Raw genomic sequence first — 13923 nt, forward strand, 5'->3', positions numbered from 1 at the left:
ATTGCGTGGACAGAAAGAAAATAAATAGCTTGGTAATCATCGGGGTGATTGTAGGCTTTATGCTTGCTATCCAATTTCAAACTGTCTCTAAGCCAGAGGTAAGAGACACACGGGATACATGGCAGCTTCGTGAAGACTTAGTGAAGGAAAAGGAGCTTCAATCGCGACTGATTAAAGAAATTCGTTCCAATGAAGAAAAATTGAACGAATACGAAACGGAAAGGGAACAAGGCAAGGAGAATACATTAAGGAATACTCTAGAGGAATTAAAGCAAGAAGCAGGACTAACTGAGATGTCTGGACCAGGTTTGACGATTTACATAGAACAACTGAATGAAGAATTGATCCTAGGGACTGCAGGTGCTACGCTTTCAGCAGACCTATTAGAACGACTACTTAATGAAATAAATATGTATGGTGCAAAACATGTTTCAGTCGCTGGTCAAAGGGTGATCAATACAACGGTTATCCGTGATATCAATGGCGAAACGAAAATAAACGGACGTTCTCTAACGAAATTTCCTATCGAAATTATCGTCTTGACAGTGGATTTTACCGTTGCGGAAAAGCTGTACAATCAAATGCAGGTTTCTAAATCAGCAGAAGAATTCTTTATTGATAATCTAACCGTTACCGTAAAGAAGCCTGAGCTTTCCATTACTGTACCAGCCTTTGAAGATTCCATTCGAATTAGAGGTATGGAGCAAGTAAAATCTGACAAAGGAGATAGTTAATCATGTGGCTTCCCCTTTTAGGATTAATAATTGGAGTCGTCCTAGGTTTATTAACCGATATATCTGTTCCAGAGGAATATTCTAATTATCTATCCATCGCCGTATTAGCAGCCCTTGATACTTTATTCGGGGGAATTAGGGCGCATTTGCAAAATATATATGATGAAAAGGTTTTTGTTTCCGGTTTTTTCTTTAATATTATTCTTGCTGCAAGTTTAGCTTTTCTAGGTGTTCATCTTGGTGTAGACTTGTATTTAGCAGCAGTTTTTGCCTTTGGAGTAAGGCTGTTTCAAAATATAGCCGTTATTCGAAGAATTTTGCTAACAAAATGGTCTACAAGTAAAGAAAAATAGAAAAAATTTGTATATTTTAAAAGGGAATATATTAATTTTGCCGAATAATTTTATAGATACATTATTATACGGTCAGAAAAACGGAATTGTTGTTCAATTTTTTGAATTGTTAAAGGAGGTGCCAAAGAATGAACAGCAATGAAATTTATGTAAGTCTTGACATCGGTACATCCAGTGTAAAAGTGATCATTGGGGAAATGGTCAATGACTCTTTGAATATTATTGGTGTTGGCAATGTTAAATCCGAAGGACTAAGAAAAGGATCCATTGTTGATATAGATGAAACCGTTCATTCTATTAGAAAGGCAATAGAACAAGCTGAGAGAATGATAGGCATGGAAATTAATAAGGTAATTGTTGGTGTAACTGGAAATCATGTGATGTTACAGCCTTGTCATGGTGTAGTAGCTGTTTCAAGTGAAAATCGTGAAATTACCAACGGTGATGTAGCTCGAGTAATTGATGCAGCGCAAGTAATTTCTATTCCTCCTGAGCGTGAGATTATTGATGTCATTCCTAGGCAATTTATTGTAGATGGACTAGATGAAATAAATGACCCGCGGGGAATGATAGGTGTAAGGCTTGAAATGGAAGGAACGATAATTACAGGTTCTAAGACGATTTTACATAATACTCTTCGATGCGTAGAACGTTCTGGATTAGAAATCCTTGATATTACTTTACAACCACTAGCTTCTGGTGCTTTTGCACTTTCTAAGGATGAAAAAAACTTAGGGGTGGCACTCGTTGATATAGGTGGAGGGTCAACAACCATTAGTGTCTTTGAACAAGGGTTCTTACGAGCAACAAGTGTACTTCCAGTTGGTGGAGACCATATAACAAAAGATATCTCGATTGGTCTTCGTACATCTACTGAAGATGCTGAGAAAATAAAAACGAAACATGGACATGCTTTTTATGACCATGCTTCCGAGGAAGAAGTGTTTAGCGTACCGATTATCGGAAGCGATCAGCATCAACAGTTTAACCAGCTTGAAGTTTCTGATATTATTGAAGCAAGAATGGAAGAAGTTTTTGACCTTATTCAAAATGAAATTAGACGTTTGGGGATTCGTGATTTACCTGGTGGTTATGTGTTGTCAGGTGGAGTTGCAAACACCCAAGGAATTCTTGAATTAGCTCAAGTGGTTTTCCAAAACCGAGTACGCATCGCCATTCCGGATTATATTGGAGTGCGTGAGCCACAATACACGACTGCTGTCGGTTTAATAAAATTCGCTTATAAAAATGCTAAAATACAAGGTCGGTCTATTGGTAACAGTACAGCTGCCTCTGAAACAAAGGAAAAAAGAGTTCAAAAGCAGCCACAACCAAAAGCAAAACCGGACAAGCAGCCGGAAGAAAAAATGACATCACGAGTGAAAAAATTCCTTGGTTACTTTTTTGAATAGTGTTTTCAATTGACCGCTACCGGGAATATCGACGAATTAGGAGGATACGTCATGTTGGAATTTGATACAAATTTAGACTCATTGGCAACTATAAAAGTAATCGGCGTTGGTGGAGGCGGAAATAATGCTGTTAATCGTATGATTGAGCATGGCGTCCAGGGTGTCGAGTTTATTGCTGTAAATACAGATGCTCAGGCATTGAATTTATCAAAAGCTGAAACTAGAATGCAAATTGGGGGAAAGCTTACTCGTGGACTTGGAGCAGGAGCAAACCCTGAAGTAGGAAAAAAAGCAGCTGAAGAAAGTAGAGAACAAATTGAAGAAGTGTTAGCTGGAGCGGATATGGTTTTCGTTACGGCTGGTATGGGTGGTGGAACTGGAACAGGAGCTGCACCAGTCATTGCTCAAATCGCCCGTGAGTTAGGTGCATTAACTGTAGGTGTTGTAACAAGACCATTTACGTTTGAAGGTAGAAAGCGTTCGACTCAAGCTCAAGGCGGAATCTCGTCTATGAAGGAAGCGGTTGATACACTTATTGTGATTCCAAACGATCGTCTTCTTGAAATTGTGGATAAAAGTACGCCAATGCTTGAAGCTTTCCGTGAGGCTGACAATGTTCTTCGCCAAGGGGTTCAAGGTATTTCGGATCTAATTGCAACACCAGGTTTAATCAACTTAGACTTTGCAGATGTAAAGACAATTATGTCTAACAAAGGCTCAGCTCTTATGGGGATTGGTGTAGCTGCAGGAGAAAACCGAGCAACAGAAGCAGCGAAAAAAGCCATTTCTTCTCCGCTGCTTGAAAAATCCATTGATGGAGCTCAAGGTGTGTTGATGAACATTACTGGTGGGTCAAATTTAAGCTTATATGAAGTACAAGAAGCAGCAGACATCGTCGCTTCAGCATCAGACCAAGAAGTGAATATGATCTTTGGTTCGGTAATCAATGATAACTTAAAGGATGAGATTGTTGTAACAGTAATTGCGACTGGATTCAACGAAGACATATCTCAACCAAAACCAACCAATCGTCCATCATTTGGGCAACAAAAACAATCAGTAGCAACTACAAAGCCACAAAGAGAAATTATTCGTGAAGAGGAGTACAATGAACCTGTACGACCAACTACTTCACATAATAGTGACGATACGTTAGATATTCCTACTTTCTTACGTAATCGCAATAGAAGGCGCTAGTTAACCCTATCTATACAAAAAGCAGAATTCGTCTAGAATTCTGCTTTTTATTTTGGTTTAAGAGGAAAATTGATTTTCCCAACCTGACATGAGAAATTTTGACAAAAAACGGAGGGATTTGTGAAAATCTCTTCTTTTTTGTGTACATAAAGTGACACACTTCCAACATCTATGTACGTTATACTTTTTCATAACAGAATAATAGATTGAAAAAGGAGAAACGAGCAAGGAGGAAAATCTTTGACACTATATTTAGATGTGATTTGGCTGCTAAATCTCCTTTTCGATACGTTACTTCTTTATTTAACTGCCATAATAGTAAAAAGAGAGTATAAGATTTGGAGACTGTTTTGTGGAGGACTCATAGGATCCTTCATTATTATATTAGCATTTACTCCTTTTCAGAATTATTCTGGTCATCCTATTGTGAAATTAGCATTTTCTTTAGTGATGGTTCTTGTTACCTTTGGATACAAAAGAGTACGGACCTTCATCCGTACGACGATGACCTTCTATTTCGTTACCTTTTTGGTAGGTGGAGCTCTTATTGGGGTTCATTATTTCATTCAGTTTGATAACCAATTGACCTCTTCTGTGTTAATAGGAAGTGTAAAGGGATTTGGTGATCCGATTAGCTGGTTCTTTGTTCTCTTAGGCTTTCCAATTGCATGGCATTTCTCTAGATCAAATATTGAACAATTTGAAATGACGAAAATACAATTTGATCAAATGGTTTCTATTCATATTCAGATTGGAGAAAGTCAATTGACATGTAAAGGGCTTATAGACAGTGGAAATCAACTTTATGATCCTCTCACCAAAATGCCTGTCATGTTTGTTTCTGTCCATAACCAATTAGACACGATCCCTGAATCCATTAGGATACTCTCAAGTGAAAAGGATGAAATCATTTATGGATCCGCCTCTCTTCCAACTGAATGGGAAAATAAGCTCCGGATTATTCCATATAAAGTAGTTGGACAAGAGCATCAGCTTATTATTGCAATTAAGCCTGACCAACTGCAAATAGAGATGGAAGAAAAAATAATTCAAGTGGACAAAGGATTAGTTTCCTTTACAACCCAGCAGCTTTCCTCTGACGATACGTTTCAATGTATTGTACATCCAAAGATGGTAACAGGTGTCGCAAAGGTGAAATCAGATGTAAAGGTAAGCTAATAATACTATACTCAGAAAAACACAAATTAGAAGGAGGACAACTCATGAAAAGTATAAAACTTCGACTTTCTTATTACTGGTATAAATTATTAATTAAGCTAGGACTCAAGACAGATGAGGTCTTCTATATTGGTGGAAGTGAGGCCTTGCCTCCACCGTTATCAAAAGAAGAAGAGGAAGTGTTGCTTCAAAAGCTTCCAAGTGGGGATAAAGCAGCAAGGTCCATCCTTATAGAGAGAAATTTACGACTTGTCGTTTATATAGCTAGAAAGTTTGAAAATACAGGAATTAATATTGAGGATTTAATTAGTATTGGAACAATAGGTTTAATTAAGGCAGTTAACACGTTTAATCCTGAAAAGAAAATTAAGCTTGCTACATATGCATCTAGATGTATCGAAAATGAAATACTCATGTACTTACGGAGAAATAATAAAATTCGTTCAGAAGTTTCCTTTGATGAGCCCCTGAATATTGACTGGGACGGCAACGAACTGTTATTGTCCGATGTATTAGGAACAGAAGAAGACATTATTACAAAAGACCTGGAAGCCAATGTTGATAAAAAGCTCTTATTAAAAGCATTGCACCAGCTGAATGACCGTGAAAAACAAATCATGGAGCTTAGATTCGGATTAGGTACAGGGGAAGAAAAAACCCAAAAAGACGTCGCAGATATGCTTGGTATATCACAATCATATATATCAAGGCTCGAAAAAAGAATTATAAAAAGACTGAAGAAAGAGTTTAATAAAATGGTTTAGGATAATTCTTCGTAGAAAGAAAAAATTTTTACGATAAAATTATATGTGTAACGCCTGTCCTACAGACATTTATAGGAAATTCTTAGTATGCATGTCCATTTTGGATGTGCATATTTTTCCTTCTCGGGGAGATACTGTTTTTTGTACAGCAGCTCCTGTGAGGAGGGAAAAGAATTGACTCGTAATAAAGTTGAAATTTGCGGTGTTGATACATCTAAGTTACCAGTTTTGAAAAATGAAGAAATGCGATTGCTATTTAAAGAAATGCAAGCCGGGGATATAACAGCCCGAGAGAAGCTCGTGAATGGAAACTTACGTCTTGTGTTAAGTGTCATTCAGCGATTTAACAATCGTGGTGAGTTTGTTGATGACCTGTTTCAAGTTGGGTGTATCGGGTTGATGAAATCAATTGATAATTTTGACCTAGGTCAAAACGTAAAATTCTCTACTTATGCTGTTCCAATGATAATCGGAGAAATTCGACGATACTTAAGAGATAACAACCCAATTCGTGTATCCCGTTCTTTAAGGGATATTGCTTACAAGGCGTTACAAGTTCGAGAAAAACTAATGAGTGAGACGTCAAAGGAGCCAACTGCTGAAGAAATAGCAAAAGTACTAGATGTTTCTCATGAAGAAATTGTATTTGCTTTAGATGCCATTCAAGACCCCGTTTCGTTATTTGAGCCAATCTATAACGACGGTGGAGACCCAATCTATGTGATGGATCAATTGAGTGATGAACGTAACAAGGATGTTCAATGGATTGAAGAAATTGCTTTAAAAGAAGGTATGAGACGACTCAATGAAAGAGAAAAGCTCATTCTAAGAAAGCGCTTCTTCCAAGGGAAAACTCAAATGGAAGTCGCCGAAGAAATTGGAATCTCCCAAGCACAAGTATCAAGATTAGAAAAAGCTGCTATTAAACAAATGAATAAAAACATACAAACCTAAACTACCGATTCTTCTCGGTAGTTTTTTTGTATAAAACAATCATGAATAGTCCTCCCTTCTTCATATATTTAACTATCGAATAGTCGGGAGTGAAATGTGATGGTGAAAATTTCAGAATTTCAAATCAAAGATGTGGTCAATGTTGCAGATGGCAAAAAGTTAGGGAATATTAGTGATATAGAAATAAACTTATCAAACGGTAAAATTGAGGCCATTATTGTGAGTGGTAACGGACGGATGTTAGGCTTCTTTGGAAAAGAAGAAGAAATTATTATTTCATGGAGAAATATCCTTAAAATTGGTGAAGATGTCATATTAGTTCGTTACAGAGGAGTTAATGAAGGGCAATATGATGAAGCAGAGGCCAAGTAAGCCTGAATTCACTGGGAGTATACTACGAATTATGGTAAACTATAGAAAAATCAACAAACAATTGAGGTTTTTATAAATGGAACCATTTATTCTAAAAGAATCGTCTCATTTCATCATAAAAGATTGGACCGATCGTTTTGATGGTCTTGTAGCGGGATTTACTACGAAAAACGGAGGACAAAGCAAAAACTCCTTTTCAACATTGAATATAGGATTTCATGTTGGGGATCTGGAAAGGGATGTTTGCTCAAATCGAGAAATCTTGTCAAAACGCACTGGTATCCCGTTAACTCATTGGGTTGGTGCCGAGCAGACGCATGATATACATGTAAAAAAAGTCTCGGTCCATGACCGTGGGCTAGGTTCAAATTCATATGCCGATGCTTTCAGGGATACCGATGCTTTCTTTACCTATGATAAAAATCTGCTTTTAACATTGTGCTTTGCTGACTGTGTTCCGCTCTATTTTATTGCTCCCAAATACAAAGCAATTGCGATTGCTCATGCAGGGTGGAAAGGGACAGTAGGAGGGATCGCAAAAGAAGTGATAACTGTTTTTGAGGACGAAAAAATTCCAGTTTCGGAAATTTTCGCAGTAATTGGCCCCTCCATTTGCGAAAAATGTTATATTGTAGATGATAAAGTCATTTCACATGTGGAAAATTTAGTGGAAGATGTCGAAAAAAAACCATATAATCGTATCAAAGGTAATCAATACCACTTAAACCTAAAAGAGTTAAATAAACTCATTCTCCTCAAAGCAGGAATGAATGAGGCAAATATTCAGGTAACTGATTTATGTACGAGTTGTGATTCTGATTATTTTTTCTCCCACCGAAGAGACAAGGGGAAAACGGGTAGGATGATGAGTTTTATTGGTTGGAAGGAGGAGCAATCGAGAGAATGAAAGTTAGTGAAAATCTACGTATGCTCCAGGAAAAGATAAATGTAGCATGTCAAAGGAGCAAAAGATTCCCAGAGGAAGTAAAAATCATTGCTGTAACAAAATATGTATCGACAGAAAGAGCGTCAGAGGCATTAAAATCTGGGGTAACACATCTTGGTGAAAACCGTGATGAAGGCCTACTTGAAAAGTGGACCACTTTAGGGGACAAGCCTACCTGGCATTTTATCGGAACTCTTCAAACAAGAAAGGTAAAAAATATTATAGATAAAGTAGATTATATCCACTCTTTAGATCGTGAGTCTTTGGCAAAGGAGATTAATGCAAGAGCCGGAGAAAGAACGATTTCTTGCTTCGTACAGGTGAATGCCTCAGGCGAAGAATCAAAACATGGATTAACTCCAGAGATGGTGGTACCATTTATTAAGGAATTAAAAAAATTCCCGAAAATAAGAGTTGAAGGGCTAATGACGATGGCACCCTTTACTGAGGACGATACGATCATTAGACAATGCTTTCAGACGTTAAAAAAACTTCAAGTTGAAATTCAACATATCGATTTACCTTATGCTCCATGTTTGGAGCTTTCGATGGGTATGTCTAATGATTTTGAAATTGCCATCGAAGAAGGGGCTACGATGATACGAATCGGCACCGCTTTAGTGGGCGAATAGTGTGGGAGGTGTAATGAATGAGTCTTAAATCAAAATTTAAAACATTCTTTTTCTTAGATGATGAATATGAGTATGAAGAAGAGGAGTACGAGGCTCCAGCAGCAAAGCCACAAAGACAACCGCAATCACAGCAGCAACAAAGTGTGTCTCCAAAACAGAATGTGGTAAGTTTGCAGAGTGTTCAAAAATCTTCAAAAGTAGTATTAATTGAACCTAGAGTGTATGCAGAAGCACAGGAAATTGCAGATCAATTAAAAAACCGTCGGGCGGTTGTTGTGAATTTACACAGAATTGAACGTGACCAAGCGAAACGGATTGTTGATTTTTTAAGTGGTACAGTGTATGCGATCGGTGGAGATATACAAAAGATTGGTGCAGAAATTTTCTTGTGTACTCCTGATAATGTGGAGGTTTCAGGCAATATCTCGCAACTTATTCAAGAAACAGAATACGAAGATACGAGGTGGTAATAGGTAAATGGATTTACTTCTATATATTTTGAGACAAGTGATTGAAATCTACTCTTGGGCATTAATTATTTATATTCTAATGTCGTGGTTTCCAAATGCAAGAGAAACCGCTATTGGGCAATTTTTAGCAAGAATTTGTGAACCGTATTTAGAGCCGTTCCGAAAAATTATTCCTCCGATCGGTGGAATGATTGATATTTCCCCGATTGTTGGTATTTTTGTATTAAAATTAGCATCAACAGGCTTGTATACGCTATTTGGTTGGTTTTAGCTAAAAGGGGCATAATTGCCCCTTTTTTGCACTTTCATATCTTAATATTGGATTGGAGTTTGAATGAATATGGATTTGCATCAGCACTTCCGACGCGAAGAGCATAGTTTTGTCGATCAAGTAATGAGCTGGAAGGAACAGGTGGAAAGTAACTATGCTCCGAAGCTGACGGACTTTCTTGACCCGAGAGAGCAGAAAATTGTCGAGATCATTATTGGAGCGAATTCGGAGGTAAAGGTTCAATTTTTCGGTGGAGCAGAACAAGTGGAAAGAAAGAGAGCCTTCATTTATCCAGATTATTATTCTGTAGAGGTAGAGGATTTCCAAATTTCATTATATGAGCTAATCTACCCAAATAAGTTTGTATCTATAGAGCATCGGCAAATATTAGGCAGCATGATGTCGCTTGGATTAAAAAGAGGGAAATTTGGAGACATCCTTATAGAAGAGGAAACTATTCAACTCTTTGTCGCCAATGAAGTAAGCGATTATATATCCATGCAGCTGGAGTCGGTAGGACGTTCAAAAGTAAGTTTAAAAGAGCGGCGTCTGGACGAAGCCATTCAAATGAGGGAACAATGGAATGAGTACACGACCACCGTTTCTTCGCTAAGATTAGATACAATTATAGCTGCTGCTCATAATATTTCTCGTCAGAAATCTCAAACATTAATTGCAGGTGGAGTAGTGAAAATTAATTGGATGACCATTGAAAATCCTTCATTTGAATGTAAGGAAGACGATGTCTTATCGGTACGAGGATACGGAAGGGCAAAACTATCTTCCATCGATGGGAAAACAAAGAAAGATAAATGGCGAATTGTTGTAGAAAAACATCAATAATTTATAAAAAATTTGCAGGAATTTAAAAGTACTTGTCGAATATCTGTTACAATGAATAGTATATACTATTAAGCAATTGGAGGTGGCTTATAATGCCATTAACACCGTTAGACATACATAACAAGGAATTTACAAAAGGATTCCGTGGTTACGATGAAGATGAAGTAAATGAGTTCCTTGACCAAGTCATCAAGGACTACGAATTGATTATTCGAGAAAAGAAAGAACTGGATGAACGATTAAAAGATATGAATGAGCGTTTAACTCATTTTTCGAATATTGAAGAAACCTTAAATAAATCAATTGTTGTAGCTCAAGAAGCAGCGGAAGAGCTAAAGCGTAATTCTCAAAAAGAAGCTAAGCTAATTATTAGAGAAGCAGAGAAAAATGCGGATCGTATTGTAAATGAATCCCTTTCTAAAGCGCGTAAAATTGCTCTAGAAATTGAGGATTTGAAAAAGCAATCCAAAGTATTTAGAACGCGCTTTAAAATGCTTATTGAAGCTCAGCTTGATATGCTTAATAACGATGATTGGGATCATCTATTACAATACGAGCTTGATTCAGCAGAATTAAAATCTGCAAATTTAAAAGAAGAAGAAGATTCATTGGCTTGACGAAAAGCCGGTTCTTCGAATATAATTTTTTAACAAGTAAAAATTGTATGTTGCGATGACAGGGATAGTAGAATTTATCAATGCTTTTTCTAGCGAGTTAACAGTTGGTGGGAGGTTAACAAAAGCGATAAGTTTGAACATCACCCTTGAGTACCAAGCTGAACGTCCACTAGGAATAGTAAGCTTTGGCGTCTAAATTCACGTTACGAATTTTAGAGCGGATGGGTTTTTAGCCTATCTACTAGGGTGGTACCGCGGGAATACAAGCCTTCTCGTCCCTTTTTGGGATGAGAGGGCTTTTTTGTATTTATTTTTACTAATAACTGGTAACAATGTAGCTAGATGAGGAAGATTTAGGAGGAAGTTTAAAAATGGATTATAAAGATACGTTATTGATGCCGCAAACGGAATTCCCGATGCGTGGAAATTTGCCAAAGCGTGAGCCAGAGATTCAAGAAAAGTGGAACCAACTGGATATTTATTCTAGAGTTCAAGATCGTACGAAGGATCGTCCGATGTTTGTTCTTCACGATGGGCCTCCGTATGCAAATGGAGATATTCATATGGGGCACGCATTAAATAAAATCCTTAAAGACTTTATTGTGCGTTATAAGTCAATGAGTGGTTACAATGCTCCTTATGTTCCTGGTTGGGATACACACGGGCTGCCAATCGAGCAAGCATTAACCAATAAGGGTGTGAAACGCAAGGAACTTACAGTAGCGGAGTTTCGTAAGCTTTGTGAAGAGTATGCTTTAGGGCAAATTGATTCTCAGCGTACTCAGTTTAAGCGTTTAGGTGTTCGTGGAGATTGGGAGAATCCTTATATCACTCTTGATCCGGCATATGAAGCACAGCAAATTAAGGTTTTTGGTGAAATGGCGAAGAAAGGCTATATCTATAAAGGATTAAAGCCGGTTTACTGGTCACCTTCAAGCGAATCAGCATTAGCAGAAGCGGAAATTGAGTACCAGGATAAAAAGTCAGCTTCGATTTATGTTGGCTTCCCTGTTCAAGATGGAAAGGGTGTGCTTGATGCGGATACGGAAATCGTTATCTGGACAACAACACCGTGGACTATTCCAGCAAACCTTGGAATTTCCGTTCATCCAACATTAAATTATGTTGTTGCTCAAGTAAATAATAAAAAGTACGTTGTGGCTGAAGAGCTTTTAGAAGCAGTCACAAAGGAAATTGGCTGGGAAGAAGTAACGGTAGTAAAGACAGTGAAAGGACAGGAGCTAGAACATGTTTTAGCTAAGCATCCTTTATATGAACGTACGTCTTTAGTGATGCTTGGGGAACATGTCACGACGGATGCGGGAACGGGTTGTGTTCATACGGCTCCAGGGCATGGGGAAGACGACTTCCATGTAGGTCAAAAATACGGTTTAGACGTTCTTTGTCCAGTTGATGATAAAGGAGTAATGACGAAGGAAGCAGTGGGCTTTGAAGGACTTTTCTATGATACAGCAAATAAGCCGATTACGGAAAAGCTTCAAGAAGTGGGTGCTTTATTAAAACTTACATTTATTACTCACTCTTATCCGCATGACTGGAGAACAAAGAAACCAGTTATCTTCCGTGCAACAGCTCAGTGGTTTGCTTCAATTAAAGATTTCCGAGAAGACTTGTTGGAAGCTGTTAAAGAAACGAAGTGGGTTCCAGCTTGGGGAGAAACTCGTCTATTCAATATGGTACGTGACCGTGGAGATTGGTGTATTTCTCGTCAACGTGTATGGGGTGTTCCAATTCCTGTATTTTATGGCGAAGACGGAGAACCAATTATCACGGATGAAACCATTGAGCATGTATCCGGGTTATTCCGTGAAAATGGTTCAAATATTTGGTTTGAAAGAGAAGCTAAAGAGCTGTTACCTGAAGGCTTTACACATCCATCAAGCCCGAATGGGAAATTTACAAAAGAAACGGATATTATGGACGTTTGGTTTGATTCTGGTTCTTCCCATCAAGCTGTTCTAGAAGAGAGAAGTGATTTACAAAGACCAGCGGATCTTTATCTCGAAGGATCTGACCAGTATCGTGGATGGTTTAACTCTTCATTATCTACAGGGGTAGCTGTAACAGGGAAGGCTCCATATAAGGGAGTACTAAGCCATGGTTTCGCTCTTGATGGAGAAGGTAGAAAGATGAGTAAATCAATTGGTAATGTGGTTGTTCCTGCTAAGGTAATGGATCAGCTTGGTGCAGATATTTTACGCTTATGGGTAGCATCAGTGGATTATCAATCAGATGTTCGTGTGTCTGACGCTATCTTAAAGCAAGTAGCTGAAGTATATCGTAAGATCCGTAACACATTCCGATTCCTGCTTGGAAATTTAGCAGACTTTAATCCTGCTACGGACAAAGTAGAATTTGATAAGCTTCGTGAAGTAGATCAATTCATGCTAGTGAAGCTAAACAAATTAATTAAATCCGTGACAAAGTCGTATGAAGAATACGAATTTGCAAGCATTTATCATGCAATCAATAACTTCTGTACGCTAGACCTAAGTGCATTCTACCTTGACTTTGCAAAGGACGTTCTATATATTGAGGCAAAGAGTCACTACGAGCGACGTGCAATCCAAACGGTTCTATATGAAAGCTTATTAGCGTTAACAAAATTATCAGCTCCAATTCTTTCTCACACGGCTGATGAGGTTTGGGTTTATATTCCTAATGTGGAAGAAGATAGCGTTCAATTAACCGATATGCCTTTACATGTTGACCTTCCTAATGCAAAGCAACTTGAAGAAAAATGGACGAAATTCATGAAGGTTCGTGATGATGTCCTAAAAGCTTTAGAAGAAGCACGTAATGCAAAGGTAATCGGGAAGTCATTAACAGCAAAAGTTAGCTTGTATCCAACAAAGGAAACAAAGGAACTATTACAATCTGTTAATGAAAACCTTCAACAATTATTTATTGTGTCTGGTTTCGAATTAGCTGGAGATATGGATACTGCGCCTGCGGAAGCTGTAAAGCTTGAAACAGCTGCTATTGTCGTATCAAAAGCTGAAGGAGAAACTTGTGAACGTTGCTGGACCGTAACAACTGAAGTTGGCAAAGTAGAGGATCACCCAACGCTTTGTCCACGTTGTGCAGACGTAGTAAAAGAAAACTACAGCCATCTTATATAAAAAATGGAAGAACTCTCTGGATTTCCGGAGAGTTTT

At 38.0% G+C, this 13923-nt stretch carries 14 protein-coding genes, 1 pseudogene and 1 other annotated feature; all 15 genes and pseudogenes read left to right on the forward strand.

What is annotated here, in order from left to right; translation table 11 throughout:
* Window positions 1–5 precede the first annotated feature (5 nt).
* The 15 genes and pseudogenes from ACQ5H4_RS04710 (at window position 6) to ileS (ending at window position 13887) form a co-directional block, all read left to right on the forward strand.
* Window positions 6–734, forward strand: a complete 729-nt coding sequence (locus ACQ5H4_RS04710) for a DUF881 domain-containing protein (protein WP_430773838.1) — start codon at window positions 6–8, stop codon at window positions 732–734.
* Between the two features lie 2 nt (window positions 735–736).
* A pseudogene (locus ACQ5H4_RS04715) lies at window positions 737–1097 on the forward strand (small basic family protein); the annotation flags it as partial.
* Between the two features lie 118 nt (window positions 1098–1215).
* Window positions 1216–2499 (forward strand): cell division protein FtsA, encoded by a 1284-nt coding sequence (ftsA, locus tag ACQ5H4_RS04720; RefSeq protein ID WP_430773839.1) that lies wholly within the window; start codon window positions 1216–1218, stop codon window positions 2497–2499.
* A gap of 51 nt (window positions 2500–2550) precedes the next feature.
* Window positions 2551–3696: a cell division protein FtsZ gene (ftsZ, locus tag ACQ5H4_RS04725; protein WP_430773840.1), complete on the forward strand. Its 1146-nt coding sequence runs from the start codon at window positions 2551–2553 to the stop codon at window positions 3694–3696.
* 240 nt (window positions 3697–3936) lie between these two features.
* Window positions 3937–4875, forward strand: a complete 939-nt coding sequence (gene spoIIGA / locus ACQ5H4_RS04730; protein WP_430773841.1) for a sigma-E processing peptidase SpoIIGA — start codon at window positions 3937–3939, stop codon at window positions 4873–4875.
* Between the two features lie 44 nt (window positions 4876–4919).
* Window positions 4920–5639 (forward strand): RNA polymerase sporulation sigma factor SigE, encoded by a 720-nt coding sequence (gene sigE, locus ACQ5H4_RS04735; RefSeq protein ID WP_066053008.1) that lies wholly within the window; start codon window positions 4920–4922, stop codon window positions 5637–5639.
* A gap of 174 nt (window positions 5640–5813) precedes the next feature.
* Window positions 5814–6593, forward strand: coding sequence for an RNA polymerase sporulation sigma factor SigG (sigG, locus tag ACQ5H4_RS04740; protein WP_119707465.1), 780 nt, complete (start codon window positions 5814–5816; stop codon window positions 6591–6593).
* Between the two features lie 99 nt (window positions 6594–6692).
* Complete coding sequence (locus ACQ5H4_RS04745; RefSeq protein ID WP_119707466.1) at window positions 6693–6965, forward strand: YlmC/YmxH family sporulation protein; 273 nt, start codon at window positions 6693–6695, stop codon at window positions 6963–6965.
* Between the two features lie 76 nt (window positions 6966–7041).
* Window positions 7042–7872, forward strand: a complete 831-nt coding sequence (gene pgeF / locus ACQ5H4_RS04750) for a peptidoglycan editing factor PgeF (RefSeq protein WP_430773842.1) — start codon at window positions 7042–7044, stop codon at window positions 7870–7872.
* Entirely contained in the window at window positions 7869–8543 is a 675-nt protein-coding gene (locus tag ACQ5H4_RS04755) for a YggS family pyridoxal phosphate-dependent enzyme (RefSeq protein WP_430773843.1), read from the forward strand. The genes pgeF and ACQ5H4_RS04755 overlap by 4 nt, the downstream gene beginning before the upstream one ends.
* A 17-nt stretch (window positions 8544–8560) precedes the next feature.
* A complete protein-coding gene (locus ACQ5H4_RS04760; RefSeq protein WP_430773844.1) occupies window positions 8561–9013 on the forward strand; it encodes a cell division protein SepF in 453 nt (150 codons plus the stop codon).
* Between the two features lie 7 nt (window positions 9014–9020).
* Window positions 9021–9284 (forward strand): YggT family protein, encoded by a 264-nt coding sequence (locus ACQ5H4_RS04765; RefSeq protein WP_430773845.1) that lies wholly within the window; start codon window positions 9021–9023, stop codon window positions 9282–9284.
* 69 nt (window positions 9285–9353) lie between these two features.
* Window positions 9354–10127 carry a YlmH family RNA-binding protein gene (locus ACQ5H4_RS04770; RefSeq protein ID WP_430773846.1) on the forward strand — a complete coding sequence of 258 codons (774 nt, stop codon included), beginning with the start codon at window positions 9354–9356 and terminating at the stop codon, window positions 10125–10127.
* A 92-nt stretch (window positions 10128–10219) separates the two neighbouring features.
* On the forward strand, window positions 10220–10744 hold the full coding sequence (locus ACQ5H4_RS04775; RefSeq protein ID WP_430773847.1) for a DivIVA domain-containing protein: 525 nt from the start codon (window positions 10220–10222) through the stop codon (window positions 10742–10744).
* Between the two features lie 46 nt (window positions 10745–10790).
* Window positions 10791–11027: a binding site (T-box leader), on the forward strand.
* An 88-nt stretch (window positions 11028–11115) separates the two neighbouring features.
* Entirely contained in the window at window positions 11116–13887 is a 2772-nt protein-coding gene (gene ileS / locus ACQ5H4_RS04780) for an isoleucine--tRNA ligase (RefSeq protein WP_430773848.1), read from the forward strand.
* Window positions 13888–13923: the final 36 nt, after the last annotated feature.

Origin of the sequence: Bacillus coreaensis, from assembly GCF_050586445.1 — a bacterium.
GTDB classification, from domain to species: Bacteria; Bacillota; Bacilli; order Bacillales; family Cytobacillaceae; genus Robertmurraya_A; species Robertmurraya_A coreaensis.